The sequence below is a fragment of the Methanolobus sp. genome (assembly GCF_016278385.1).
Lineage (GTDB): Archaea > Halobacteriota > Methanosarcinia > Methanosarcinales > Methanosarcinaceae > Methanolobus.
This window is the reverse complement of the sequence record NZ_JADQBY010000032.1, coordinates 15425-41305: the sequence shown is the minus strand read 5'-3', so window position 1 is coordinate 41305 and position 25881 is coordinate 15425. Positions and strand designations below refer to the sequence as shown.

Below are 25881 nucleotides of genomic sequence, written 5' to 3'. Positions count from 1 at the left end.
AATCAAAATAACAGGGGCGACAGAGAACGACGGAGTAAAATACAATTTAACCGCACTTTTTCATATGTTCCCCACCTGCTTTTTATTTGAGGATAAGTGCTAAGTACAATAACATCGACGCTATTTTATGAAGAAAACTAAACTTATACTAATAGTAATGTTTTGTATGTTACTCTTATTCGGTGTTGGATGCATAGGTACTGATTCAGGCACAAATGTCGACATGGGCAATACCACAAACACAAGTCATCTTATTTCTACAGATGCAGACACAAGTGCAAATTCTGCAGAGCCGGAAACTGTAAACTACAACTATCTGACAAATGCAACATCAACAGCTAATTACGATATTGCAAGTGCGAATAATGCCTTTGCTTTTGACATGTATGCTAATATTAAGAGCAAGGACATGAACGCTTTCTTTTCACCTTACAGCATATTCACTGCAATGGCTATTTGTTATGACGGTGCCGAAGGCTCTACAAAAGAACAGATATCGAATGTTCTTTACTATCCACTCAGTAAGCCTGTCCTTGAAGTAAGTTCAAAAGAAATGATGGATACAATTAATTCAGCTAATGACCAGTATGATCTGAAAACTGCAAATGCTCTCTGGGTACAGGAAAAATACCCGTTGAATACGCAGTTTGTGAGTAACTTGGAGACATATTACAGTGGAAATATAAGGGACCTTGATTTTGCAGGTGAATCGAAGCAGTCCGTTGCTATCATTAATGGATGGGTTGAAGAAAAGACCAATAACAAAATCAAAGATTTGGTCCCGGCAGATTCAATAAGCTCAGATACTGAGATGATAATCACAAATGCAATTTACTTCAAAGGAAAATGGTCCGAACAATTTGATCCGCGGAATACCAAAAAAGAGCAGTTCTATTCTTCAAATGGAAACATAAATTCTGTAGACACGATGTATTCAACGATGCAGGGGTACAGTTATGCTGAAAATAGTAATGAACAAATTGTAGAACTTCCCTACGAAGGTCGTTATCTGTCTATGTATATTGTTCTTCCCCGGGAAAACAACATTTCAGATTTTGAAAACAGGTTCTCACTCTCTGAATACAATAACCTTAAATCATCTATGAATTCAATAAATGAGGTGCATCTCTGGTTACCAAAATTCACATTTGATAAAGAGACCGAACTTTCAGAACAATTGAGCAATATGGGAATTGTAGATGCGTTTACGGATTCAGCCGATTTCCGATATATATACGATGTCCGGAAAGTGCCGGAAGGTTATGGTTTAAAGTTGAGTGCAGTAATTCATCAGGCATTTATCGATGTGCAGGAAGAAGGCACTGAAGCAGCGGCAGCAACTGCAATTATATATGAAACGGCATCAATGGTAGAACCACCAGAGGTGAAGGTAGTGGAATTCAAGGCAGATCATCCTTTCATGTTCTTCATAGAAGACAAGAGAACCGGTTGTATTCTCTTCATGGGAAAAGTTGAAACTCCTGAGTATTGAAGAAATGTCGATTGGCATCTACTCTTTTCTATTTTCTAAAGATATGTGGCCTTAAAACGATTGTCAATCTTACCTACTTTTGGACCCAAAGAATACAGAATTAATTATATAGTAATCTGCAGTAAATAACACCATCTATAACTAAAAAAGGGTATTCAGACGTTTCCCGCATTATAATGAGATGGAAAGATCATGACAGAAGACTTAATCGATGAACATATAAGATGGATTGTAAGTGTTGACCGTCGCCTCATTCTGATGGAATACATGAAAAAACACATGATAACCAAAGCTTCGGAAGTAGCCCAGGAAACGCAAAGGTCAACCCAGAACATCAGTCATGCCTTGAAGGAATTTGAAGACAGGGATCTTATAGAATGTCTGACCCCTACCAAAACCACATGGAAAAAATATGTCCTTACAGACATGGGAAAAACAGTCATGGAAAAAATGGATGGAAAATTTATCTGAGTGACATGTTTCCATCATTTTCTTCTAATCTGTTATTTTTTAATTAGGCTTCTTGTGCGAGATCTTTATAACCATCAACAAGTTTGATATTTGCATTAATAACAGAATTCTTGAACTTAGCAAGATCAGGTGTTATTTCATCAAGTTTTTCCACATCATCCTGCTTTGTAATAACCTGCCCATCGAACACGACCTTTCCTGAAGGTATATCTACAGCACGGACCGTAGCATTATGCAGAACAAGTACATCGTCTCCGATATTGCAGTCAAATACCACAGTGCCGAATCCGACAAAACATCCCTGTCCCAGCGTGCATGGTCCATGAACGATGCATCCATGTGCAAGTGAAGTATCGTTTTCTATTTTAACCTCAGAATTAGACAATGCGTGAATTATCACATTATCCTGCACATTACAGTTATCTCCTATTGTAACTGAAGAACCGGGTTCATCTGCTCTAATGATAGCGTTGTGAGCTACAAACACATTATCTCCAATTGTTACATCTCCTACAATGATCGCAGTTTCAGATATCCATGCATTTTCGCTGATCTTTGGATGTTGGTTTTGGGGATTTGGATAGAGCATTTTTATTACCGCCTTATAATATGAGCTTGATTTTCTGAAGGATAACCTCAGATGTCACTATATATGATAATATATGAGAAGTTATTTAAAGTTATTGATAAAAAAGGCATAATCTAAATATATTTATTATTCAATTAACTTGTGATTTTTATAAAAGGCAGGTTTAATTCCTGAAGAACATAGAGTCATCATAAATATTTATTTTCCGGATCAACAATTATAAAAAGCTCTTAAAACTCACTTAACAAAAGATGTCTCACTTTTAATTCTGATATATTACATATCATGCATAGTGCTGTAGCTGGTGCACGGATTTATAATTAATGATAATGCATTGGTGCTTGTCAACACCATATCAGTGATAATGGGGTTTTTCCTTCTAATTACAAAGTAAAAATGAAATTCAATTTGTTTTTAAAAATCTGAAGCTATTGGGTGCATTATTTTTCAAGGCAGCTCAGATATAGATCTGCCGCAGCCTTCTCTGCTTTGCTTTTACTGTTGCCCGAACCTTTTGCCAGTAACATGTCACCAACATAAAGACCTATAGTAAATTGTTTTTCATGGTCAGGTCCTTCTTCCTCAATAACCATATAACATGGATTTCCAAGCCCATTCTTGTGGAACATTTCCTGTATAATTCCTTTAGGATTTAAAGCGGGGACCTTTTCCAAGGCACCGTCTATATCAAAGAACTTGTAAACAAAATCCCTAACAACAGAATAGTTATTATCATATCTGATTATATTGGTTTGAGAATCAATAAAAGATCCTCCGTCAATATATATGGCACCGATTAGTGCTTCCATAATATCAGATAGTTTACCGTTGATATTTACATGCCCATCTGAGAGCACAAATCTTGAGAGTTTTATTTTTCTGGCTACGGGTTTTAGTCCTTCGTTTGAAGCAAGAATCGTCCTGATCTTTGTTGAAACACCCTCAATTGTAAGACTATTTGCTTTTGCATATTCGTTAATTTTACTGTCATGGTATGCATATTCGGCAATTATCATACCCAGTACCGAATCTCCCAGATACTCAAGTTTCTCATAGTCCTTGTTTTCAAGATTATTGGCTTTCCTAAAAGCACTCAACTTTTCTTTGTCCCCGCTAAAAAGTGAGCCGTGCAACAAAGCCTGTATAAGGTAGCTGGTGTCATTGAACTGGAATCCTATGATATCCTGGAATTCTTTCAGATCATTTTCATTTACACTCAGATTCGGATTAACTCTCATTTTTTACCCACCTATTTCTGTTGAAAATTAGTCCAGAAGCAATATCCCTATACATTTGACCCGGTCAAAATTGCAGTATTCTATTTGCAATCCTTTTTTTTCCATTAGCTTGGACAGGTTTATTCCTACGGCTTCAGGAGGGAAACGTCTCAGTTCCGGCTTATTGCATGTTTCTCCGCAGATATCACATTCATTACAGGCACCGGGCCTGAGTAACTGGGTGAAAGTGAATCCATTCCTGAATGCAAAATATTCTATGTCCAGCATTTTATGAAAAGATCCTTTACGCAGTCTGGACCAGGCATTAAATATGTCCTTTTCGCCGGAAGTATCATGTTCTTCAATTAACAGGATTGCAGTGCTGTATTCAGTTAGCATTTTCCTGAACTCATCAACAGAAAGGATATGTGGAGGACAGCTCAGGCGTTTTTCATAGCCTCTGCATCCATAGGCACATTTGAGTCTGGATCTGTTCTCGACATCAATATCGGATGCTTCTAGCATGTAAGCTGCAAGTCCAAGTTTTTCTGCTTTATTGATAACTGACTGGATTTCCTTTGTCATCTTATCTATTAAGGGGGCCGATTGTTTAAAAAACAGTCGAATCGAAGCATTTACTTTTCTTGTAATAGCTGGAAATGCTACTTTCGACGAGCTTTTCGGTGAACTTTTATACTTATATGTCAGACAATTAATTAACTTAAAGGGGTGATATCCGTGGAAGAAGAATGCTGTCCGAAATTCGATCCTACGCCGTGGGATGAAAAAGTAATTGAATGGGAGAACAAGAGATTCGTCAAAGATAAGGTTCTGACATTATTCTATATGCCGGTCAACTTTGGCGGAGTGATGAAAAAACTTGACAGGAAAGTGCGTGAAGCCGAAGTAAACATCCCGGACTATCTTTGTCTTTCCGACCATACCTCAAAATGGAATATGGATGTGTATCTTGCAGTTGATAAGGAACTTCCCGATGCAGAGAATGTAACCTTGAGCGGGAGATTTCTGAGCAAGGTCTATGAAGGTCCGTTCAAGGATACTAAAAAGTGGTCTGATGACTTTGAGGTATATGCAAAGGAACAAGGTCATGAGATTGTCAAATGGTTCATGTGGTATACGACCTGCCCGAAATGTGCAAAGAAATATGGTAAGAACTACGTTGTGATCATAGCCGAGATCAAGTGAAGGATAATAAAATAAAAAAGAAGATAGCTAAAAGTTGCCTTTACTCAGTACAGTAAATACATGTTTTTCCTTATAGGCACATTCCTTTTCCTTGTGATAACAGTATTAAAATATATTGATAAGGTAAATATACTATTTTTCAGTCAATGACAATATTACCTGCAATTGTACCAGAAATTATAGCTGAAACGCCTGTAAATATAACTGAACCATCAGCCGATCAAAGCACAGGACCTCTAGTTCTCAACGAAACTAATAAACAATCGACTGCTGAGCTATCAATAGAAGAAACAGCAAGGTCGGATAGGATTTTTATTTAAAATGATTATTTGAATGCTGAAGATAAGCTGCCAGTGGAAATCCTAGCAATGATGGTAACCAGAATGAAATCACCCTATAGACAAGGATAACCACAACCATAATAGAAGACTGAACACCAAGTCCACTATAAATTGCGGCCATTGTGCCCTCTACAACCCCAACACCACCTGGAACAAAAAAAGCCATCTTACCAAACAGTAAGGGAAGACCATATCCGGTCAATAGTACTCCAAGACTCACACTATGACCGGCTGCCAGAAAGAGGAAATACAGAGTCATCATATCAAACCCTGTATTCATAACCGCGCCTACTGCCGGACCACGCCAGCCACCACTGCGTAACACCTCCATAGAACCAAACATCTTTGAGACTGCATCTTCAGTTGTACTTGGTGTGTAAGGCTTACGACTCAGACGTGCCAAACGATTTGTGAATCCTATCAAAATTAGAGTGAATTGTTGACGACGGCTATAACCAAAAATAACAAAGCCTGCACATAACCCTATTATTGAAAGTATAAGAATGAAGATAATTGATTGCGAGACGGAAAGTTGATGAACTAGAAGCAAGTGAATCATGCCGAAAATAGATAAAAAAAGCAATAGAACATTGTTGTAAAAAGAAGGGAGAGTTCCTGCCAGCACTGCTCCATCTTCACGAATACCCATTTTTCGCATCCATTTATAAGTGGATGCTGCATTGCCAACCATTCCTCCAGCGATAAGTCCAATACTGGAAGCTGCGAGGTAGATAATTATAGCCCATATTATCGACAAACGTTGACCTACGATAGCAACAGTTTCTTTCAAAAGATAACCACTACCAAAGTAACTCAATATCTGAGCGCCTACAGCAAGAAGTACAGCCCATAATACCATTGTACGGATAACTTGCAATGAATTTCCTAAAGTAGCAAACTGGGGCAAGATGATATGTACTGCCAACCCAAGTAATAGAAGCTGTAATAGATGGCGATTTGTCAATCTCAATTTTGGAGTTGATGAATTGATTGAATTATTTATAGGTTTATTCATTTAAAGAACGTCCTTCAATCGTTGCATTCATAACTATGCTATATGGGCACATAATCACTAACATTAGCCCTTATATAAATACAAGTTTAATAAAGCCCTCTGATAATGTATTGGAGCTAAAAAACCCTGGCTGTAAAAAGAAAGTTTTTAAGCTGGTTTAAAAACTCATTTTGCATAATTAAACCAAATGGTTTTATTTTAATGCTTTATACGCTGGTTTTATTGCAGCCAGCACAAAAATGAAAGCATACCAATACCAATCTAAACGAAGTAATGGCTCCCATAGTTTTGCTACCATTAAAGCAAAGGCTGCAGCACTGATTTTTATTAGTGCCATATCTACCCACGTAGTTTTTTTCAATATAGAATTTGCCCAACTGTTAAAACTCATCTTTTCACCCACTAAAATTAACATTTAATCGAATCTTATATAATCTAATTTTTACAATATAATATGGAAATTTAGAATCTATTTTATGAGCCAACTGTTTAGTTAGAATTTGATAATGATTAACATAAATATATTGACCAATTAAAAGAAAAAAGTTAAATTTAAATAAATTGAGAGGTAAAGTGGTGAGAAAGACACCACTTATTTTTTCTTTACTCAGTAAAGACAACGTTGACCTCTTTAACATCCCAGAGGGATTCGATCTTCTCGAGAACCTCTTCTTTGATGTTTGTTGCAAATTGGTGATTAGATGGCAGATCGATAAGTATCCTTACAACACCATCATTAATCTCCATCTTTGTTACAAGTTCGGTTCTGACAATGTCAAGTCCGGCCATTGGGTTCATGACATGCTTCAACCTGCTTCTGATAACATCTACGGTGGTAGGTTCCTGTTCGGTTACAAGACCGTGCTTTTCCTCATAGTCACGGATAGCGGCTCTCAGACCTTCGACCGCAAGCACGGAACAGTGTGCTTTTACAGGTGGCAGTCCTCCAAGCTGATCTGTGGCTTCCTGCCATGATATCTTCTTTGCTTCCTCAATGGTCTTGCCTTTTGCAAGTTCTGTTATTATGGAAGCAGTAGCAATGTTGGAGGCACAACCGTATGATTCAAATTTGATATCCTCAATTATATGTGTATCCGGGTCAACCTGTAAGTAAACGGCAACCATGTCTCCACATGCAGGACTGCCTTCCAGTCCCTTACCATCAGGATTTTCCATTTTCCCGACATTTCGGGGATTCTTAAAGTGTTCAAGCACTTTCTCAGTATATGGGAATTTCATTTTCTCACCTCATTTATTAAACAGGGGACTGATTGCCCTTAGCTGGCTTACAATTTCCTTAATTGCCTCTACAACTGCGTCCACGTCTTCCATGCTGTTATAGCGTCCGAATGTGAACCTGATGGAACCGTGTGCTCTTTCATGATCACCACCAATGCCAAGTATCACATGGCTGGCTTCAAGTGAACGGCTAAAGCAAGCTGATCCGGTACTCACTGCAAACCCTCTCATATCAAGATGCAAAGTCATTGATTCACCCTCTACATAATGGAATGTGATATTTGCATTTTGGGGAGTTCTCTGCGTTTTACATCCGTTAAGGGTTACATGAGGTATTTCTTCAAATACTCTTTTGATGGTATAATCCCTGAGTGATACAAGGAACTCAGTCTCTTTTTCAGTTGCAAGTTCAACTGCCTTTGCAAAACCTACAGCTCCTGGAATGTTCTCAAGTCCTCCACGGCGATTTGTTTCCTGGAATCCTCCATCCATCCATTTATCAAGAGGTGTGCCTTTGCGGACATACAATGCACCGACACCTCTTGGACCGTGAATTGTATGAGCTGACATTGATATCAGGTCTACCGGTGTTTTTGATACATCTATTGGAACCCGCGCGTAACTGTGTGTGGCATCAGTATGAAACAGTACATCTTTTTCCTTGCATATTTTTGCAATTGAGTCGAGATCCTGAAGGGTACCAATTTCCTGGTTTGCATGCTGAATGGACACAAGGACAGTGTCATCACGTATCTTGCTTTTAAGTTCATCAAGATCTACAATTCCTTCTGCATTGACACTAATGTAATCAACACCATATCCCAGTTTTTCAAGGTTCTTTGCCGTGTTCAGGACGGAAAAATCTTCAATTTTAGATACGACGATGTGCTCTCCTTTCTTTTTCTTTAAAGCAGCTAGAACACCTTTGATAGCCATGTTACTTGCTTCTGTATCGCCGGATGTGAATACGATTTCCTCTGCAGAGGCACCAATGGAGGATGCAATGGTTTCTCTGGCTTCTTCTAGCCCTTCTTTAGCTTCAATACCCATGGAATAACCGAATTCGGATGTAGCTACCGCATAGGTATCAAAGTAGTAAGGTTTCATTGCGTCCATTACCTTTTCATCCAATCGGGTACTGGCGGAATTATCGAGATATATCATTTTGTCGAACATCTGTTACTCCTCTGAAATTGTTATATATTTAAAAGTTAAGTTTAAGTTAAATATGAAATTAGAAATCATATGAAAAGTGTTATCTTAGCATCTTTTGCTTCCATTATGTAAGTGCCTACTGCCCCATATTCATCTATCCATTCAAGGTTAAGTTGCTCAGGTTTTATTCCCATAATTTCCATGGTCATCTCGCAGGCAATAACCTTTCCGCCAAGTTCTTTGTAGTCTTCCATCAGTTTCTCAAGAGAAACAACGTTGGCTTTTTTCATCCTGCTTTTGACCATCCACTTACCCAGTCCCAACAAATTCATCCTGGAAAGCGGGCCTTTATCCAGTCCGTTCTTCTTCAGGCACTGAAGGCCCCAGAACGTAAAGAAGAGGGAAGCATCCATTCCCATTGAAAGTGCGCCGTTTGCAACTATCATTGCACTGTATATTTTATCAAGGTCCCCACTATGGACCACTATTACAGCCTTATCTGTCATATTCAGTCCCCACTTAATGTATCACATATTATGTTTCATTTCTTGATACGTATCTTCCATTCTTTGTCAGTATTTTCTTCTACATTCACAACTTCAAGTCCCATTGCCTCACATGCCATTGGTATCTCTTTTTTGGAAGCTGGATGGGTGCCAAGTATGACAATTTCATCGCCAGGCGCAGCTTTTTTAACAGCTTTACGGCACTCCACAAGAGGGACTGGACAAGTTTGTCCTCTAACATCAATATTCGTTTCAGTCATATGATTCCCCGTATCTATATCTGGTACTGGATAACTTAAATGTTCCCTAACAACTAAGACTATGAGTTTCACATATTTAACAATTGTGAATTAAAATTTATTGTGAATGAGTACTAGCTATCATTTTCTGTTTTTCCAAAGACAAAAATGGATAGTTCTTTGTCTTTTAATGCAGAAAATGCAGCAACATTGGGGTTACCTATATATTCTGGAGATGAAAGAAAAGGAAGGAGTCTTTCCTGAAAATATCGTCTGTTCTTTTAAGAAAAGTATGTAAGTCTTTGTGGCACAAAGCCATCCGACCTTATTGGTTGTTTTTTAGTTATTGATCAATGGATTGGCGAATTAATAAATTAATGAATCAACGAATACTATTCTTTCAATACTTTACGTATAAGTATCAGTCCGGCAAGATTTACCACTCCAATAAGAGTTCCCCCTACAATATAACGTGGATTTTGATAGGATTCACCGTGTGTGGATTGTTTTGATGAAGTGAACATATCTACGATCGTGCTTGATTCTACATTTATGAGTTTCTCGATCTCATCATCTGAATCTGATGACGATACATATTTTAGAATATAATCTATATCCGGTTCAAGACCCATAAATGAGATATCTTCTTGTATTGTGTTTTCAAAAAGAATCTCATTGTTTCTCATAAGAATGAGTTCTCCTTCTTCGGGAACATTGACCTTCAAGTTCACATAGTCTTTGACAGGAATCGCTGTACCATCTGCAGCTCTCAGTTTTCCGGGTAAGTTCAGGACTTCAAGTATTGTGGGTGCAATATCTTCCTGCCCAAATTTCCCTTCTATTACTCCTGTGTTTACATCTTTTGCTGCAATAACTAAGGGAACTTTCTGGGATTCCGTCATTACGGAATACTTGTCAGATTGATGTCCTCCACGAGAATCTGCTGTGGGAAATGCCATTCCGTGGTCGCCTGTAAGTATGAATGCCATGTCGTTCTCCAAGCATGTTTCATATAGGTCCATTGTTGCATTATCTATACCTTCGATGGTTGCAATGTATCCACTATCTTTTTTGTAGTGTCCTGCAGAATCTACACCCCCTACGTTTATGGTGAGGATATAATGTTGCTCCGGGTACTCCTTTTCCATATGATCGATGATGTCAATTGCAGTATCAATAGCCCATATGTCATAGGTGTCATATTTATCCTGTGAACCATCAGGATGTTTATCCAACTGCTCCTGCAGTTCAATTGAATGCCCCTGTATCAGGTCTGCAACTTCAAGGGATATACTCTTTCCATCTCCTGAAAGCATGTTAGTCTCTATGAGCATTTCCGGTTCTGTAATTGAGTTCTCAGCATCATGGACTATTACATTCTGCTTGCTGCGCATACCTGAAGAATCTCCTTTCTCCATGATAGCAAAAGTGAGGTATCCATTATCATGTGCTACATCGTATACTGTTGTCCCAAAAGAACCCACCAGTAGACTATCCGCTTTCGAATACCCTGTTGCGATCACAGAATGTCCTCCTTCTGTGAACGTCTGCGGGGCAGTCACATCCAGTACTCTGCAACTCTGATCGAATATCTGTAATATATTTTCAGGCTCAGCTTTATCCAGCACACTGCCATCAATAGCATAAGGTGTATACTCCGGATATACATAACAGGAACTGAGTCCATCAACAATGAGAATAACAGCACCTTGCGGTGTGTTTACTGGATTAATTTCTGCGACCTCGTTTGCACCGCAGGCTGGAATCAGGAACAAGAGCAAAAAGAATAGTATGGAGAACTGAAAAGCAGTGCGCTTGTACTTGTTATGCCTTTTATTTCCGGGGCATTTATGCTTCATTACGTTTTTACCGGCTGTCATTACTTTATGAAACAGGCGGTTGACATAATAAAGTTTCTATTTGAATCTACTTTTTATAAAATGATGAGGGTTAAATCTAACTTATTTGATCTATTTTTGATTTGGACAATTTAACTCTCATTTTTAATCGAGGCAAGTATATGTAATTGCATTTAGTTACACATACCTCAAAATTAACATATACTTTACTATATATTTATGTGTAATTATATTTAGTTACAAGTGCAACATACTGAAAAACATATGATAAATATGTATACTAATAGTAATATAGTTAATTAAATTTAACTATATTTATATAATAATATTTAGTTTCGTTTGTGTAGAGGTACTAAATATGAAATAGCAAGATAAAACTACCTGAAATAATACAGTAAGTAAAGTTGAATAATCTGTACTGTCTAATTTTATAGTAGATGTATGCCTTGTAAGTTTGATAAAGATCAATTACAGATGTACTTTCTATTAAAACAATTTTTCTTCAACTAGTCTGATTATTTTCACTCCGTTAAACAAACCTTAATTTGTAGAATACCATAAGGGTGGGCTGTGGCAAGTCTACACCCTCCCTCAACATTCACTCCTCACTTTCCACTCCATCCTTCAAAAAAAGCGACAGAACCATAAAAACAGCACTTAAGATAAACACTGCCTGGTAACCCATATCAACAAATAATCCTGCAATAATGGGCATGAATGCGAGTCCTGCATAAGTATATGTATTGAAGATCCCCATGGCAAGACCTCTGTCAAAAGGCATGTGTGAAACAGCTATGGGGAGTCCTATCATTCCTGTTCCTGAGCCGATGCCAAGCAGTGCAAAACCTAAGAAAGGGGACTTTAAAGAGATTACTACGCCGGCTGCTGCCAGCAGGATCCCTGAAAAAATCATCTTTTTAAAACCCAGGTTCATTCTTCCAATAACAATATTGGTAATCATAGAACTAGCATAAAGGATAGCGATAGCAAGTCCAAGTTCCGGTTTGCTCAGCATGTCCTTGCTGTATTCTGAATAAAAGACAAGCATAACTCCTGTGATTCCAAAAATAAGGAATGCAGTTATCCATATGCGCATAAATTTGATATTAAACAATTTACTGACTACATTCCTGGCTTCAAGAATAGGTGATATTTTCTTAACTCTCATTTTTGTTGGCTCTTTTCCCGTAAACATTACAGATGCACCGATAGCCAGTGTTAATAAAGACAGGCCGGTGAATAGGATAATTCCTCCTCTTATTGACCATGCAGCCAGGAAGCCGGATGAAAGAACCCCCACAGCAAGTCCTGCGTTTAATAGAAAATTAAACTCTCCAATATACCGGTTCTTTTCATGAAAACCCGCCATTATTGAATAGGCAGGAGGAAAAAATGCACCACAAGCAATGCCTTCGATGAGTCTGGCAGCGATAAGCAAGTAGATATTCCCGGTGAGTGTCAGTATCGTTCCTGCAAAGAATGTGAGCGCGATGGCAAAAACGATGATCTTTATGCTATCATATATGTCTGCCATGTACCCGAACGGTATCATAGTGAGCAAAGCTCCTATGAAGTATCCGGAAAAGAGCAATGTATATGAGAAGCTTCCTGATGTTACAAAACTGCCTGCTGCAATCTCCGGCAGGACTGGAATAACAGAGTTTGATAGTCCCATAATGAGAAAAACTGTAGAGTATATCAAAATTCTTTTCTTATCCATAAGGGCCACCGATATAGGTACTTACATATACCACACAATATATATGCTTTTTTTGAGTGTTAGGCACTTGTATCCTCTGTGTTCCATTTAACATAAATGGAACTCTCATTAAATCTTTGATTTAATGTGAAGCTAAGCCTCAGGGTTTCATGCTCCATTTATAAAAACAAAAGTATTTAGAGGTCATTTGGTGCCCTTGTACACTCGCATAATCTGTGCTATTACATAGATAATTGCGAGAACAATTAAATATAAGGTACTTGATCCAACTAAAAGTTCCATTCCATTAAAATTGGAGGATCCTACTATTCTGTGCCCTTTAATCTTAATTGACTATATAAGTATGATTGATTATAAATTTTTTATGGCAGTATCGTCCAACTAGTATTGATTATTAGTTGTACAATCGGAGGGATTTCACTCGGGAAAATCATCAAAAGAAAACCTATTAAACCTTTGTTCTATATTTTATTCACATTTTTAGAGCGATATGCTTTAAAATCCTTTGAATTTAAGATTGCAGGATTTCTTCCGGGGTTTATTTTAAAAATAAGCGTTATTAGGCCTTTTTCTTTATTGATTATTTTAACAGAAATGATTTAACTTGAGTTGTGATGTAAAAGCAATGATTTTCCTGATAGGGAAAAACAATGAAGCCAATACTAAATAATGTTTGGTTCTATTTTACGGGGGAAATAATTTTTAATTGCGGAGTGGTAAGGCCATAAAGTATTAATGTAATCGAAATTTCATACGTTTTCAACAATTATAGCTTGAAATTAATTATTATATACTATAGTATATGCTTTGTGAATAGTTGTGAAATGAGATTTGCAACTGCTAACCGTTATATTGTGTGATATGTACTTCAAAGAATCTGTTATAATAATATCATGTATATACCTAATTTACTTATTCGAATTATAAAAAATAAGAATAAGTATCTTTTTTATTAGTCTATTTTTATATTATATTTTGCAGGTCATTTAGTCTAGCCTTTGTATGTAGAATATAATTAAATAAAAATAGCCTTATAATTTTGTAACAGTATACTTTTTTTAGTATTGAATATAAACTTTCACTGCAAGTAACCTCATAATATTTTTGAAACTCGCCTTAATAATAGCGACAGTTTGAAACGTGTCCTAACTATATTATTTTATTGCAAATGTTCATCGTTTCAGTTCAAGTTTGTTCACTCCAGGAAAAAGCAATCATTTTTCAGTACTCATTATCCAATTAACTAACAAAAATGCAACCCATGTAATTACAATGACTATAAGAATAACTCATGTTGATTATAGGGTATAACGATTAGTAGTATTTTCATGCAGATCATCGTAGTGGTGTAAGTCAGAACACATGTATTCCTATATACTATGGAATGACTAGTTTTAGAAAAACATACCCTTTTTGCCAATATTGAAAGATCACCTATTTCATACATATATACTATAGGAATAAGCATATTCTGATATTTTGACACTTGAAGTCATGAAAGATCAGATATTATTTTTAGGAAGTTCTCAATAGCTCATTCAAAATTAAATTAAAATGTGGTCTAAAATAGAGTCACTTTTTATATTATTGACGTTAGTTTTATGTTGCACTTTTCAACGCCCGACCTATAGACTAAACGTGTCTAAAACTATTATATAAATATAGGCTAATTTAAGTGTGTTCAAACTAGGCACACTTACTAAATAATTTAATACATATTACTGTGAATAATATCAGATTATTATTTTATTACATATCATCTGTTTTGTTCACTAAATCGGCAAAATCATCTAGTTAGTTCGTATACTTGCGAAAACAACGATTTGATTAAGTATGTTTTTATAAATATACGTTAATAATATTTTACATTTATTACTTTGTAAATAATAAACGTAACTAAATATTGTTACATCAAAGATTACACTAAAGTATATAGAAAAAGCAAAGAAAATGTAACTAAATATAGTTACATTCTGCTATTTTGGAGACACTTTGAAGTTTTCGCAGCTTTTTACCTGTTTTTCAATACTTCCTAACTTATACCAGACAGATGCATTAATTAGTAAACTTGCACTGTGGTTAAAGATAAAATCAGAGTTTCAATTTCCTGCATTGTCTGCATCTCCTGTTGCAAAGTAATTACGCAACTATTTAGTTATAGATGTCCTATTTAGGTGAATCTATCTTATTTTGCCCGTCATGAATTTAGGTTTATTAACACAATTAGGCAAAAATAGCCTTACTTTGTAACTTTCTGATATATGCGTTTATATAGAAGTGAAAAAAAGGCCAAATAGGTTAGAATACCGTCGGAAGATTAAAGAAAGTTGCCTAATAGAGCCATATGCCAAATTAAAAAAAGAATGGCCCTATTAGTTTTGATACACACAATAAAAAAACTCAAACACACATAGATACAATATAGTTTATTAATATTTATACTTTGGCTAACAAGTATTAGCAGCAATCTAGTACAGAAAATTGCACTCATATCTTTAATAGATTGCAAGCCTTGAATTAAATATAAAGTGTCCATGGGAAGAATTAAAAATATTGAGTCATAAATTCCCATAGTAATGAAATGGGTTATTTATTTAGATTATGTATCCAGTTAGTAACTTTCTAATTTTGATTCATATGCATTTATGCAGATACGGAAAAATACCTATGCAGGTTAAAATGCCGTTAGGAGAATAGTAAAAGTTGTCGGATAGGAGCATGTCAGGGTTGGTATATATCGAGGAGGTCTCGTGGGCAACGAGGGGCATTACACTTTAAATATGCAATTGTTACTTTATAATTATATTATCTCTATGTTATATGAACTAATGTTCGTTTAATCATATAATTACGCCGCTTCATTCTCTTTATGATGGATAAACTCATAAGTAAGGAATATTATTGATTTATTAGGATTACAAGCTAATCCAAATTAAGAGTAAAATACATAAAATGAATCCTGACAGGGCAATTGAGGGAGCAAATGATGGTGGTACAAATATAATATTGGCTAATTTTGGTGGTATTTCGCCCTGATCAGGATATTTGGGTATGTCCCTCTTACATTTTGTATGCAAATGGTGCTATATATACTTTGTGACATGGTTTGCTGAAAATCACAAACTGTAGCCCTGATATACATGTAATCATGAAAGAATAACAACACAATTGACTTGTGATAGTTATGTACTCATAAATTCAATCATATATTTCAGTACGAGTTTAGATAGTCCATGACACTTTTTAATAAAAAGGTGCTAGTTTTTTTGCACTTATTTTTCATTGCAACCATACAGATTTGAAATTAAAATAATATTATAAAAACACGCATATAATAATATCGACTATGTTGTTTTATTAGAAGTGTGCAACTGATACCCCGAAAATGATTTAGCGCAATTACACATACTATTAAAGTTAAACTATTGTATTAATAATATATGGAAGTATTGTTTTAAAGAATTGAGATATTTTTAGATATTAATCTGGATGCCGAATAATTCTTCAAAATCGTTATACTTTTTTCTGGCCCTATAAAGATATTGGCGGATATATTTTTCACCACGTGCTTTCGCATACATGGAGGTTGTTTCTGCTGGTGTAAAGATGGTGGACAGCTTTTTCCTGTCAATGCCTTCGAGATTTCGAAGGTCATTACTGCTTTTGAGGTTAAAGAACTTCGAGATAGTTTCTTCTCCCTTCCATTTCCAGTTCTCATCATACATTATTGCGAAAATTGTGTCGCACAAGCTGCATCTTGCAGCTACTATCATACCACTTTCATATGAGTGATAGCTCAAACTATTTACGTCTGAGTTACAATTACTACAAACACCAATGAAGTTTTTATCTAGGGTATGAGCATATAAATCAACGCCATCAACCTGTATTACACTATTCTCAATATCGTACCTGATCTCCATATAGTCACCGAAAAAACTGAGATGCTAAAGAATGCATTTATCATATTAGTCATTTTACATTGATGAGCTATTAATTCCATCATCCTATAATATTTTAAAAACATATATATAGATTGAAGTTCATATAAAAGGTTGTGCTATATATGAGGTGAAATAATGGACTCAATTCGCGCAAAAATAAAACGAAGATTGCAAAAGTTTATTGAACTTGATTGCAATGGTCTCCGCAGTCATATTCTATCTCTGTTCTTAAATGTGAAAGAGACGACAGTTGATGAACTGCATGCAAACATCACACAAAAGTATGATATTTCACGCAGTGCAGTCGCGTCAATGGTAGGCTACATCTATTCAAAGTTAGGTGTACTCAGGTCTTACAAAGAGTCTTACAAGACTCCTATAGTTTATTCTTTAAAAGAAGAATATGTAGACATGATTAAATCTGCACTGGAATCAAAGTCATCGGCTACCAACTGCTGATAATTGATGTTAATATTACTTAGGCCTCGATTTTAAATGTCTATCGTAAAAAATGCACCGCGAACATCTACTACACTAGTGGTACGTTCAGATGCCAATTCTCGCATTACTCACTCCAGGGACCCATATTACAACCTGATGAGGCGACTTTTCCAGGAAGAGGCAACTGCTGTCAGAGGCCAGAAATTCCTGATGATGGTTGAAGATCGCCAGAAAAGTGGTAACCCTATCAAAACCAGCGAATGGGAAAGCCTGCTTCAGGAACTCGATATCGGTCGCGCTTCTTTCTACTCTATGCGAAACAAATTGCTGGGTGCAGGCCTCATTTCTCATAAAAATCAGGAGTATCGCCTCTCAGGACAGTTCAGTAAAGATCTTGTTGACATGGCAAGATGGTGGTGGACTGCTATCCTTAATGAAAATCCAGAAAGCCTGGAATAAACCTCCAACCGATATCTTAATATCTAACCTTTACAATTAAGGAGATGCATTCACCGTAGCCCGGTAGTGTAGTGGTCAATCATGCAGGACTCTGGATCCCGCAACCTCGGTTCGAATCCGTGCCGGGCTACCAAAATATTTTTGCAGCGTTTTCTTCGATTTTTAATCTTATTTTAGTGTCCTGCAGAGTAATGTTATTTAGTATTTTTAGACTTGCCTGCCAATTGGAATTATCATTAACCAGACTTCAGAACACAGAAAATACAACAATCCAACCACACGTGCCATATTACATCACCACGATGTAAAAAAAGAGTTAATATGGAATCTCAAGTGCATGAATTAGTTTTTCAGTGTTCTCTGGGTTATTCAATGTAAGACGAATATTTCCATTTTTAAAATAATAGAGTTTTATTTTATCATCAATATAGGATTGGCCCGGAGTTATCTTTATTCCTTTTGCTTTTGAGGGAGGTGTAGTGTTCAGAGTTATTTCAACAAGCTTCCCGAGACTTTCAAGGCAACTGAGTGATTGTTCGGTATTTTTTAATGATCTTAATTTAATGACAGTTCTGTTTCTTGTTTCTAATACTTCAGAGGAAGAAACACAGCTGATAGGAATAAGACGCCTGCAATCGCTTTTAATCCTTTTTAGAATGTGACCATCGTTTTGGAAATACTCGGTTTTGATGTGTTCAGCTATCTCGAAGGCATCATAGGTTTCCATTGTTTCAATAAAACTCAGAATGCTGTCATAGTCGACAGAGATCTTAGGATAATTATTGCTTTCAATATGAATTATTTGATTTAAGAATATTTCCTTGATAGCGTTTATTGTCTGATTCAAGTTCACCGAGTCAGTGAAAGGAAATAGGAACAAAGACTGCCGACTGGCAGAAGGAATAATACTTCCAAGATGAGTGTTGATTTCTCTGACATTGGCTTTTGTTTCTTTTTGAGCATTGTACAATAGTTCAATCGTTTCATTCTGTAAAGAGTAAATCGTTGTTCTGAGGTCGTTATTTTCTTCGGCCATCAGGTGTTCTCTTAGCCTTTAAATTATATATATTTTCACAGAGGTGTCGCTGATTTAATAGTAACTTTGGAAAGAAGAGTACATTAATTTTGGCATAAAACAATGAAGTATAATAAATTTAGCGTACCTTTAAATGCCAGTATGAGAAGAAGTTAGTAATAGCTTAAATTTTGGACACAAATGAATCTGTGGAGTGAAGAGATATTTTGGCAAACAATACCACCGAACATAAAGATCCCACAGATGAGGAGCTAATCGAACTTATAGAATCCAGGTTCTTTGGAAGAAATTATCACAATAATTTCTCAAGTGTTCTGAAAAAGAGTAGCCCATCACATCATGCTGATCTTCTCAGAACTGCCTGCATGCTGCTTGATAAAGACTGGACGCTTGCAGGAGTTTTCTTTGAGAATCTTCCCCATGCAGCAGAAAATACAGGGCCTGAAGGAATCAGGAAATGGGCAGGTACCGGGATAAAGATATTTGACCAGGACAAGAACCTGGCAATTGATTACTTTTCCTATTCAGCTCCACTCTTAAAGGATCTGGAGGTCAGTGAACTGGAAGAGTGGGCCCTGAACGGCATAGGTGTCTTTGAAGAAAATCCATCTCTTGGAAAATCTTATTTTTCCCTGAAGTCTGAAAGCTCAAAAGAATCGATTGAACGGCTTAAGGGGTCTGTAGCACTCAATGAGGTCGTAAACGTCCTCAGATACTATGCTTTTGGGTTGTCAGGTGTCAATTTTAAAATCCTTTCCAGAAGGATATTACCGATAGATGAAGAAACGGGTGGTATAAATCCTGTGATTGCAGGCAAAACCATCTATCTTGCACCCCGGATTAAGAAATACGATGATTTTGAAGATAACTTCAAGATATACAAGCTGAGTATAATGCATGAAGTTGGTCATGTAAAGTTCAGTTCTCATAAGCTAGAACATGATGTAGCAACCGGATTGATGGCAGATATCAGAAGAAGGTATGCAACCATAAAGAAAATATCTTATCTATCAGCGCTGCAACCTGAGGGTATTATTGATATAGTTGACATCATAGCTCTGTTTCCCAACAAAGCACTAGCAGGGACAATACTCGGCATTCTGGAGGATGCCAGGGTAGAATACAGGATAATGGAAAGCTACAGGGGAGTTCGCAAAGACCTTGAGAGGATAAGATACCAGATGCTTCTGACAAGGTCTGCCCCGAAAGGTAACCTTGAAAAGTTCATGGAAGCACTTCTGTGGGTCTCGATCGGACATGATCCGGTTTACAATATTGGTGAAGGGACAAAGGCTCTTCTGGACCAGGTAAGGATTCTGCTAAAGGACAGGATCTTCCTTAAAGAATCATCTGTCATTGATTCCCTTGATACGACCTTCAGGATATATACGATGCTTGATGAACATTTGGGTCCGTTAAGCCAAAAGGAGTATGAAGTGCTGAAAAACATAGATTACCGTGGGGTGAGTATCGAAGCGTATGGGAAGAAGAAACCTCTTTCCTCCAGATCATATGAAAATGTTATCAGGAATTTCATTCCCGAAAGTGAAGTGGAGCTGACAGCAGAGGAAGAAAGGCCACAAGAAGAAAAGATCAAATGTCAGCCCACCTATGCTACGGGCAAGAACTGGAAAATACTGGGCAGTTACATGTATGAAGAATGGGATGCTTTAATCAATGATTATAAAGCGGATTGGTGTACGATCAACGAGATCGAGCCTTTTGGAATATCCAGTGATTATTACAAGGATGCATCAAAACAATACAGGAACGAGATAACTCTGATCAAGCAGGTATTCCACAGGATGAAGCCGGAAGCATTCCACAGGATGAAGGAACAGACCGATGGAACTGAAATCGATATTGACGCCTTCATCGATGCCCTGATGCAGAAGAGATGCGGGATAAATCCCGATGACGGTCTCTACCTCAGATGGGACAAACACGAAAGGGATGTTGCAACTCTTTTCCTTGTAGATGTCAGCTATTCTACCCATACGATGGTGGGCTATGAGGAAAAGAGTATATTGGATGTCGAAAAAGACTCGCTTATCATCATGATACAGGCTCTTGAAAGCATAGGTGACAAGTATGCCATCTACGCATTTTCCGGCCAGACAAGAGATGATGTTGAGTATTTTGTCATAAAAGAGTTCGATGAAGAACTGTCGGACGACGTTGCACGCAGGATAAGTCTGCTGGAACCGGTATCCAACACAAGGCTGGGGCCCGCCATCAGGCATTCGATCAGGAAACTTGACAGGGTAGCTGCAAAAACAAAGATAATGGTACTATTATCAGATGGTGAGCCCTTCGATAGCTCCCGGGGAGAAAGTGCATACAAAGGAAGCATTGCTGAAGAGGATACCAGAATAGCAATAAGTGAAGGCAATGCTAAAGGAATACATTTCTTTTGCATAACCGTTGATCCAGATCCCGGCAAGTATCTTGATAATATATTCTCTGATTCTGAATACGCAATAATAGATGATGCCAGTTCACTTCCAGAGACGCTCCCGATGCTGTATAAAAGACTCACTACCTGATTCTATAATACTGGCGCAATATTATCGATTAAAACAAGACATGATAGAGAAATGTAATACAAATTAAATATCAGTTATTGTTGTTGAATCCTTAAGGTAATACTCAAACAACTCTTTTCCCCATTCTAATGCATCTTTATCATTACAGAGAATATATTTGGTATCATATTCACCGTTGCTTTTTAACAGCCTTATCATAAAATAATAGTCGTTACATGCAAAGCCCACAAAACTTAGATTCCCAGGATATACAGAAAAATGAAAAAACTCACTTTGCATGAGTTTTTCAAGTTGTGTGGAGTGTTCAGTTCTAAACCCGTCAAGAACGGATTGATGTACTATCAAATACACATTTACATTGTTTGAGATCATATTTGATAAAAATTGAGTAAATAAGGGATGATAATATGTCACAATTCCGTAATGTGATTTTGAAATAGGGGATGTTTCCAGAATTTCTTCATTGAGTTTATATATATCTGCAAAAGGAGGAGTTATGGCCTTGCATTTTTTAACTTTGTCTATGCGTTTCAAAAGGTGAGGAGAAATAAAACTAAGATTGTGAGTTCCCCAGTAATCAATATTATTATCAAAAGCTTCAAGGGTGCTTAAAAGAGGAGCCATATCATCAACTATCAATTCCCCTATATGAGTCAGTTCATAAATATCATCATAGTGATCAACAAGATGGTGTTCTTCAAGTATCTTCATCTGAGGAAGTAATGCTGTTCTTGTTGTATCCAAAGCATAGAGTAAATCTTTCATTTCCTTTGCTCCATCCCTTAGTAATAGGAGAACCCCCTTTCTCTTATCTGAAGCAAACAACACGGAAGGTAACGTTTTTTTCATTTACTGTACATCCTTTAAAATAATGTATTTCTAATATTGGAAAATATAACTAATATAATTATTGGTTATTCAATTTAACTGAATCACATTGCAGATACTCAATTGAAATTGAAACCATTTATATTTGAAAAACAAAATCTAATCATCTACTATAAATAATTTGCTTACCTGTATAAGCTACTTTGAAAAAAGTGGCTGATCATAGACCGAAAATCCAGGCTAGCCATATTTAAAAATAAGTACAAAGGGAAAAAGACCTACATAAAGGCTGTAACAGAACAGTTTTATCTGTAAACTTTTCGAGGAATAATCCTGTGAAAAGAATTAACTTGAATACTGCAAAAAATATTATACAAAAAAAGAGAACCTGAAGTAGATTTCAGGTTTTAACTCAGGTTAATTTTCCCATTGACCGCTTCATAGTTTTTCACAGCTTTAGGAGTATTGAGAAGTATCTTCCTGATTCGATTGTACACGCTTGGCGTGTGGTCCTTATCAAGCCTGTTCAGGAAACCGACCATCATTCCCACTAAAGGTATGTGATATTCAACTTCCATCTTATCAATATTGGCAAGGACATTGAGTATGCCTACGGTACTGTATTCATTAACCTCTGCCAGCCTGAGAACTATATCCCCAAGCAATTTCCTTCCCTCTTCGGTTTGCAGAGATTTCTTTCTGTTCATTGCAAAACTTCCATAAAGAGCTCTCTGATCATTTGCCTGTTCTATCCTGAAAGTTCCGGATTGTTCAACCTGTCGTATAAGGTCAAATACATCATTGCTACTGCTACTTCCTATAACCCTCAGGAAAGCTTCCCAGCTTACCGGATGTTGTTCTGCCTCCTTCTGGAAAGCCTGCATGAACTGAATCCTGTCAGGTACTGAACTGTTAAGATAATAACTGAAAGCACTTAATTTATCCGTGGCATTTTTGGCTGTCTCGAACTGTTCCCTAATAATATTGTGTACTTTGGGGGTATCGAGGGTCGAAAGGACGGAGAGACATGTATTCTTTACCTGACGAGTCTTGATCGCATTTACCTGCTCATCCAGATAATCCTGGTTTTTATTTTTAGATTCTTTTTCCTGTTCATTGCAAATACGGTAAATGGATATTAGGGAATCTTCGCGCCCGCTTGCGATTGCTTTGTGAATTTTTTGCTTAACATCATACAACAGCTTATACTGATGTGCAAGTTTCTCATGCTCCACGGATTCAAAGATAGTCAAGAATTGAGCACCTGCCTCCTTCATCAGATCCTGATCCTGTATGAGCTCATTATAGAGATCTGTAAACTCTTTTGAAGGAAGACGAGTTGTGTCCTCGATCAGTTTCATTTTTTCTATATCCACAATCTTGTAGAATGCAATGAACCTGTTTATGAGATCCCGGTCCTTTTTAGCCTGCAAGACCAGCTCATCAATATCCGTTTCATGAACGACTTTACCAAAGAAAGAATACCCCCGGTTCAGGGAGGAAAAAGCAGGTTTATCCACATCTGTGATGACTATCTTTTTCTCTTCCCCCTTCATCAGTTCCGTAACTTCAGCAAGATCGTTCCCTTCCCTGTCTACAAGGGCTGCACAGAATGGGAAATCCCAGAATGTTCCACCTTCTGGAACTTCCTGTTCTAGGAATAATGTAAAAGTCCTTTCATTTTCATCATAGGAAGAACTTACATGGACCACTGGGAACTGTGTCTGTTTCAACCAGGTCATTGCCATATCTTTGAATTCCCGTCCGGAAACCTCTTCCATTACTTCTAGCCAGTCCCAGCTTGAAGCATTTGAGTGTTTATATCTGGAATGATATACATTCAGGGCTCTGGTAAATGTTTCTTTACCCATCATGGTTTCTATCATAGTCACAAATTCAGGGGCCTTTACGTAGGTCACTGCAGAGATAAGATCATCTGGATCATTGAATCCATCCGGAATGATGGGCATGGAAGCTGCTCCTCTGTCAAGGGCAAAGGTTCCGGAGCCCGGAGCCAGAAAGCCAAGGACTTCCTCAAGACGGCTATACACCTCGCCAAAATGATAGGCATGATACATTTTCTCTATATGAACGGTAACTGCTTCGTTAAGCCATATTTCAAAAGGACTTTTTCCGGTTACCTCGGAACCGTTCAGGTTATGATAGAATTCATGTACTTTCACTCTCATCAGATACTCAAAAGCACTGTCAGTCATTTGTGGGAAAGGCATTATGCGATTAGTGCTGATGGTCGTATTCCCTACATTTTCCATACCACCAAAATTGGAATTCTGCATACCGATCTCCCTGTAAACGGTACCTGTATACTTATATCCAGTCTGGATCGATCCGACTGCCTTCTTCAATTCATCTCTGATGATTCGAATCTTCTGGTTCTGTTCATCGGAACCTTCCTCCTCACTTTTAAGCAAGTCCCTTTCCCTGACCATATCCATGATATTTCTGCGTTTTTCAAATTGATCATATTGCTCAGGACCAGTAAAAAGATGTATCCACATAATAGAATCATAGAGAACATCAAGAGATCGTTGGGCTATCTGAGAGTCGGAACCAGGAGGTACCAGTAGCTCCAAGTCAAATTTCTGCCCATCTGGATATTCGAACTCTTTTTTGAATGTGTCATAGGTGCCAGCGCCCAGGAAAAAAAGATACGGAGCCATTGGGGTAATTGAATTGTCATAGACAATACTGTCCCTTCCGTCCCCAACCGAGTGCCTTGTCTCTATAATATCGCCATTGGTTATGAGATTTGTATATCTCTCATCGGCAATGATAGTTGTAGTGTAAGTGCATTTGGCTACCATATCATCTATACATGGTACGATCCTCTGGAATCCCCATTGTTGACATTGAGTAATCTGCTGTGGAGGAGCACCTGCCGGAGTTTCATCATAATAGAGACCTTCAAGTATATTTTTAGTAGGTCTGCAAATGGTCTGAGTACTTATTAAGATTTCAGTATTTTCTGGTACTGCCTGACCGAATTTGATCAGGAGGACACTATCTTTTTCCCTGTATTCATGATCAATATCATAGTCCCTGCAACTTACGGATAGAATCTCAAGTTTCTTGCAATTCAGCTCAAGTTCATTGATGGGATTATCAAGGGTTTGTAATTTGAGATGAGATGTTACCATTGTATGATTGTCAAAGATATCAAAAAGAAGGTCCATGTGTACAACTTTGACAGTTAATTCTCCAAAATCTTCCGGATAATATTTGTATATTCTTTCCATCAAATTACCTCTGATAAATTATATGATCTCATAATATTGTTTCACCAAACCGAGCACAACTTTTGTTGACGTACTTCATTCATGTAATATGTCTTTGCAACTACTATTAATTCGTCTTCCTACTCAAGTTTTGGGTCTGCCTCTCTCATACCTGCTATTTATCTATTCATAAAGGGGTTGTAAATGTTTAAAGCGAGCCTGAAAAAGGAAACTCTTTTATAATTAATATTCCTCTTGTTAGCATTCATATAATGGATCATGACATAAATATATCAGTTATGTGGATTCATAGTTACCCACTAAATAATTCTAGAAGATAGC

The 25881-nt window shown here is 37.1% G+C and carries 22 protein-coding genes and 1 tRNA gene; 8 read left to right on the top strand and 15 right to left on the bottom strand.

The window, feature by feature from the left end; genetic code table 11:
• Nucleotides 1–127: 127 nt before the first annotated feature.
• Together QZZ23_RS12455 and QZZ23_RS12450 are read left to right on the top strand one after the other, a co-directional pair.
• Nucleotides 128–1492 carry a serpin family protein gene (locus QZZ23_RS12455; RefSeq protein ID WP_292470666.1) on the top strand — a complete coding sequence of 455 codons (1365 nt, stop codon included), beginning with the start codon at nucleotides 128–130 and terminating at the stop codon, nucleotides 1490–1492.
• 192 nt (nucleotides 1493–1684) lie between these two features.
• Complete coding sequence (locus QZZ23_RS12450) at nucleotides 1685–1963, top strand: sugar-specific transcriptional regulator TrmB (protein WP_292470664.1); 279 nt, start codon at nucleotides 1685–1687, stop codon at nucleotides 1961–1963.
• Nucleotides 1964–2006: 43 nt separating this feature from the next.
• Here the strand turns inward: QZZ23_RS12450 and QZZ23_RS12445 are convergent, their stop codons facing one another.
• The 3 genes from QZZ23_RS12445 to QZZ23_RS12435 form a co-directional block, all read right to left on the bottom strand.
• Nucleotides 2007–2552, bottom strand: coding sequence for a carbonate dehydratase (locus tag QZZ23_RS12445; protein WP_292470662.1), 546 nt, complete (start codon nucleotides 2550–2552; stop codon nucleotides 2007–2009).
• A 440-nt stretch (nucleotides 2553–2992) separates the two neighbouring features.
• Complete coding sequence (locus tag QZZ23_RS12440; RefSeq protein ID WP_292470660.1) at nucleotides 2993–3790, bottom strand: ribonuclease III domain-containing protein; 798 nt, start codon at nucleotides 3788–3790, stop codon at nucleotides 2993–2995.
• A gap of 27 nt (nucleotides 3791–3817) precedes the next feature.
• Complete coding sequence (locus QZZ23_RS12435; protein WP_292470657.1) at nucleotides 3818–4354, bottom strand: DUF2284 domain-containing protein; 537 nt, start codon at nucleotides 4352–4354, stop codon at nucleotides 3818–3820.
• Nucleotides 4355–4507: 153 nt separating this feature from the next.
• On the opposite strand from QZZ23_RS12435, the gene QZZ23_RS12430 reads away from it, so the two are divergent.
• Nucleotides 4508–4975, top strand: coding sequence for a hydrolase (locus tag QZZ23_RS12430; RefSeq protein WP_292470654.1), 468 nt, complete (start codon nucleotides 4508–4510; stop codon nucleotides 4973–4975).
• A 146-nt stretch (nucleotides 4976–5121) separates the two neighbouring features.
• Entirely contained in the window at nucleotides 5122–5295 is a 174-nt protein-coding gene (locus QZZ23_RS12425; protein ID WP_292470652.1) for a hypothetical protein, read from the top strand.
• On the opposite strand, the gene QZZ23_RS12420 is transcribed toward QZZ23_RS12425, so the two are convergent.
• From QZZ23_RS12420 to QZZ23_RS12380, 9 genes are all read right to left on the bottom strand, one after another.
• Nucleotides 5288–6331 carry a lysylphosphatidylglycerol synthase transmembrane domain-containing protein gene (locus QZZ23_RS12420; RefSeq protein ID WP_292470650.1) on the bottom strand — a complete coding sequence of 348 codons (1044 nt, stop codon included), beginning with the start codon at nucleotides 6329–6331 and terminating at the stop codon, nucleotides 5288–5290. The two genes, QZZ23_RS12425 and QZZ23_RS12420, sit on opposite strands and share 8 nt — an antisense overlap.
• Nucleotides 6332–6524: 193 nt before the next feature.
• Nucleotides 6525–6734: a hypothetical protein gene (locus tag QZZ23_RS12415; protein ID WP_292470647.1), complete on the bottom strand. Its 210-nt coding sequence runs from the start codon at nucleotides 6732–6734 to the stop codon at nucleotides 6525–6527.
• 200 nt (nucleotides 6735–6934) lie between these two features.
• The gene (locus QZZ23_RS12410) at nucleotides 6935–7570 is read right to left on the bottom strand and encodes an iron-sulfur cluster assembly scaffold protein (protein WP_292470645.1); all 636 of its coding nucleotides are present in this window, start codon (nucleotides 7568–7570) and stop codon (nucleotides 6935–6937) included.
• 9 nt (nucleotides 7571–7579) lie between these two features.
• Nucleotides 7580–8746 (bottom strand): cysteine desulfurase family protein, encoded by a 1167-nt coding sequence (locus QZZ23_RS12405; protein ID WP_292470642.1) that lies wholly within the window; start codon nucleotides 8744–8746, stop codon nucleotides 7580–7582.
• 65 nt (nucleotides 8747–8811) lie between these two features.
• Complete coding sequence (locus QZZ23_RS12400) at nucleotides 8812–9231, bottom strand: DsrE/DsrF/DrsH-like family protein (RefSeq protein ID WP_292470640.1); 420 nt, start codon at nucleotides 9229–9231, stop codon at nucleotides 8812–8814.
• Nucleotides 9232–9266: 35 nt separating this feature from the next.
• Nucleotides 9267–9491 (bottom strand): sulfurtransferase TusA family protein, encoded by a 225-nt coding sequence (locus QZZ23_RS12395; protein ID WP_292470638.1) that lies wholly within the window; start codon nucleotides 9489–9491, stop codon nucleotides 9267–9269.
• 371 nt (nucleotides 9492–9862) lie between these two features.
• Complete coding sequence (locus QZZ23_RS12390) at nucleotides 9863–11350, bottom strand: sulfatase-like hydrolase/transferase (RefSeq protein ID WP_292470636.1); 1488 nt, start codon at nucleotides 11348–11350, stop codon at nucleotides 9863–9865.
• A gap of 577 nt (nucleotides 11351–11927) precedes the next feature.
• Nucleotides 11928–13049, bottom strand: coding sequence for an MFS transporter (locus QZZ23_RS12385; protein ID WP_292470633.1), 1122 nt, complete (start codon nucleotides 13047–13049; stop codon nucleotides 11928–11930).
• Between the two features lie 3473 nt (nucleotides 13050–16522).
• Nucleotides 16523–16972 carry a hypothetical protein gene (locus QZZ23_RS12380; RefSeq protein WP_292470630.1) on the bottom strand — a complete coding sequence of 150 codons (450 nt, stop codon included), beginning with the start codon at nucleotides 16970–16972 and terminating at the stop codon, nucleotides 16523–16525.
• Nucleotides 16973–17128: 156 nt separating this feature from the next.
• Here QZZ23_RS12380 and QZZ23_RS12375 point away from each other — a divergent pair, with 156 nt between their 5' ends.
• The 3 genes from QZZ23_RS12375 (at nucleotide 17129) to QZZ23_RS12365 (ending at nucleotide 18026) form a co-directional block, all read left to right on the top strand.
• Nucleotides 17129–17452 carry a DUF2551 domain-containing protein gene (locus QZZ23_RS12375; protein WP_292470628.1) on the top strand — a complete coding sequence of 108 codons (324 nt, stop codon included), beginning with the start codon at nucleotides 17129–17131 and terminating at the stop codon, nucleotides 17450–17452.
• A gap of 36 nt (nucleotides 17453–17488) precedes the next feature.
• Complete coding sequence (locus QZZ23_RS12370; protein WP_292470627.1) at nucleotides 17489–17893, top strand: hypothetical protein; 405 nt, start codon at nucleotides 17489–17491, stop codon at nucleotides 17891–17893.
• Between the two features lie 57 nt (nucleotides 17894–17950).
• Nucleotides 17951–18026: transfer RNA gene (locus QZZ23_RS12365), tRNA-Gln, on the top strand.
• Between the two features lie 183 nt (nucleotides 18027–18209).
• Here QZZ23_RS12365 and QZZ23_RS12360 read toward each other — a convergent pair.
• Nucleotides 18210–18929 (bottom strand): hypothetical protein, encoded by a 720-nt coding sequence (locus QZZ23_RS12360; protein WP_292470625.1) that lies wholly within the window; start codon nucleotides 18927–18929, stop codon nucleotides 18210–18212.
• 206 nt (nucleotides 18930–19135) lie between these two features.
• Between QZZ23_RS12360 and QZZ23_RS12355 the strand changes: the two genes are divergently transcribed.
• Nucleotides 19136–21475: a hypothetical protein gene (locus QZZ23_RS12355; RefSeq protein WP_292470622.1), complete on the top strand. Its 2340-nt coding sequence runs from the start codon at nucleotides 19136–19138 to the stop codon at nucleotides 21473–21475.
• 63 nt (nucleotides 21476–21538) lie between these two features.
• On the opposite strand, the gene QZZ23_RS12350 is transcribed toward QZZ23_RS12355, so the two are convergent.
• Both QZZ23_RS12350 and QZZ23_RS12345 read right to left on the bottom strand, forming a co-directional pair.
• Nucleotides 21539–22324 (bottom strand): winged helix-turn-helix domain-containing protein, encoded by a 786-nt coding sequence (locus QZZ23_RS12350; protein ID WP_292470621.1) that lies wholly within the window; start codon nucleotides 22322–22324, stop codon nucleotides 21539–21541.
• Between the two features lie 386 nt (nucleotides 22325–22710).
• Nucleotides 22711–25560 carry a M1 family metallopeptidase gene (locus QZZ23_RS12345; protein WP_292470618.1) on the bottom strand — a complete coding sequence of 950 codons (2850 nt, stop codon included), beginning with the start codon at nucleotides 25558–25560 and terminating at the stop codon, nucleotides 22711–22713.
• Between the last annotated feature and the right edge of the window lie 321 nt (nucleotides 25561–25881).

Excerpts from the sequence above, each read along its gene's own strand:
- QZZ23_RS12455 (WP_292470666.1), top strand. The coding sequence starts at position 128 with ATGAAGAAAACTAAACTTATACTAATAGTAATGTTTTGTATGTTACTC.
- QZZ23_RS12450 (WP_292470664.1), top strand. The coding sequence starts at position 1,685 with ATGACAGAAGACTTAATCGATGAACATATAAGATGGATTGTAAGTGTT.
- QZZ23_RS12445 (WP_292470662.1), bottom strand. The coding sequence starts at position 2,552 with ATGCTCTATCCAAATCCCCAAAACCAACATCCAAAGATCAGCGAAAAT.
- QZZ23_RS12440 (WP_292470660.1), bottom strand. The coding sequence starts at position 3,790 with ATGAGAGTTAATCCGAATCTGAGTGTAAATGAAAATGATCTGAAAGAA.
- QZZ23_RS12435 (WP_292470657.1), bottom strand. The coding sequence starts at position 4,354 with ATGACAAAGGAAATCCAGTCAGTTATCAATAAAGCAGAAAAACTTGGA.
- QZZ23_RS12425 (WP_292470652.1), top strand. The coding sequence starts at position 5,122 with ATGACAATATTACCTGCAATTGTACCAGAAATTATAGCTGAAACGCCT.
- QZZ23_RS12420 (WP_292470650.1), bottom strand. The coding sequence starts at position 6,331 with ATGAATAAACCTATAAATAATTCAATCAATTCATCAACTCCAAAATTG.
- QZZ23_RS12410 (WP_292470645.1), bottom strand. The coding sequence starts at position 7,570 with ATGAAATTCCCATATACTGAGAAAGTGCTTGAACACTTTAAGAATCCC.
- QZZ23_RS12405 (WP_292470642.1), bottom strand. The coding sequence starts at position 8,746 with ATGTTCGACAAAATGATATATCTCGATAATTCCGCCAGTACCCGATTG.
- QZZ23_RS12400 (WP_292470640.1), bottom strand. The coding sequence starts at position 9,231 with ATGACAGATAAGGCTGTAATAGTGGTCCATAGTGGGGACCTTGATAAA.
- QZZ23_RS12395 (WP_292470638.1), bottom strand. The coding sequence starts at position 9,491 with ATGACTGAAACGAATATTGATGTTAGAGGACAAACTTGTCCAGTCCCT.
- QZZ23_RS12390 (WP_292470636.1), bottom strand. The coding sequence starts at position 11,350 with ATGACAGCCGGTAAAAACGTAATGAAGCATAAATGCCCCGGAAATAAA.
- QZZ23_RS12385 (WP_292470633.1), bottom strand. The coding sequence starts at position 13,049 with ATGGATAAGAAAAGAATTTTGATATACTCTACAGTTTTTCTCATTATG.
- QZZ23_RS12380 (WP_292470630.1), bottom strand. The coding sequence starts at position 16,972 with ATGGAGATCAGGTACGATATTGAGAATAGTGTAATACAGGTTGATGGC.
- QZZ23_RS12375 (WP_292470628.1), top strand. The coding sequence starts at position 17,129 with ATGGACTCAATTCGCGCAAAAATAAAACGAAGATTGCAAAAGTTTATT.
- QZZ23_RS12370 (WP_292470627.1), top strand. The coding sequence starts at position 17,489 with ATGTCTATCGTAAAAAATGCACCGCGAACATCTACTACACTAGTGGTA.
- QZZ23_RS12360 (WP_292470625.1), bottom strand. The coding sequence starts at position 18,929 with ATGGCCGAAGAAAATAACGACCTCAGAACAACGATTTACTCTTTACAG.
- QZZ23_RS12350 (WP_292470621.1), bottom strand. The coding sequence starts at position 22,324 with ATGAAAAAAACGTTACCTTCCGTGTTGTTTGCTTCAGATAAGAGAAAG.
- QZZ23_RS12345 (WP_292470618.1), bottom strand. The coding sequence starts at position 25,560 with ATGGAAAGAATATACAAATATTATCCGGAAGATTTTGGAGAATTAACT.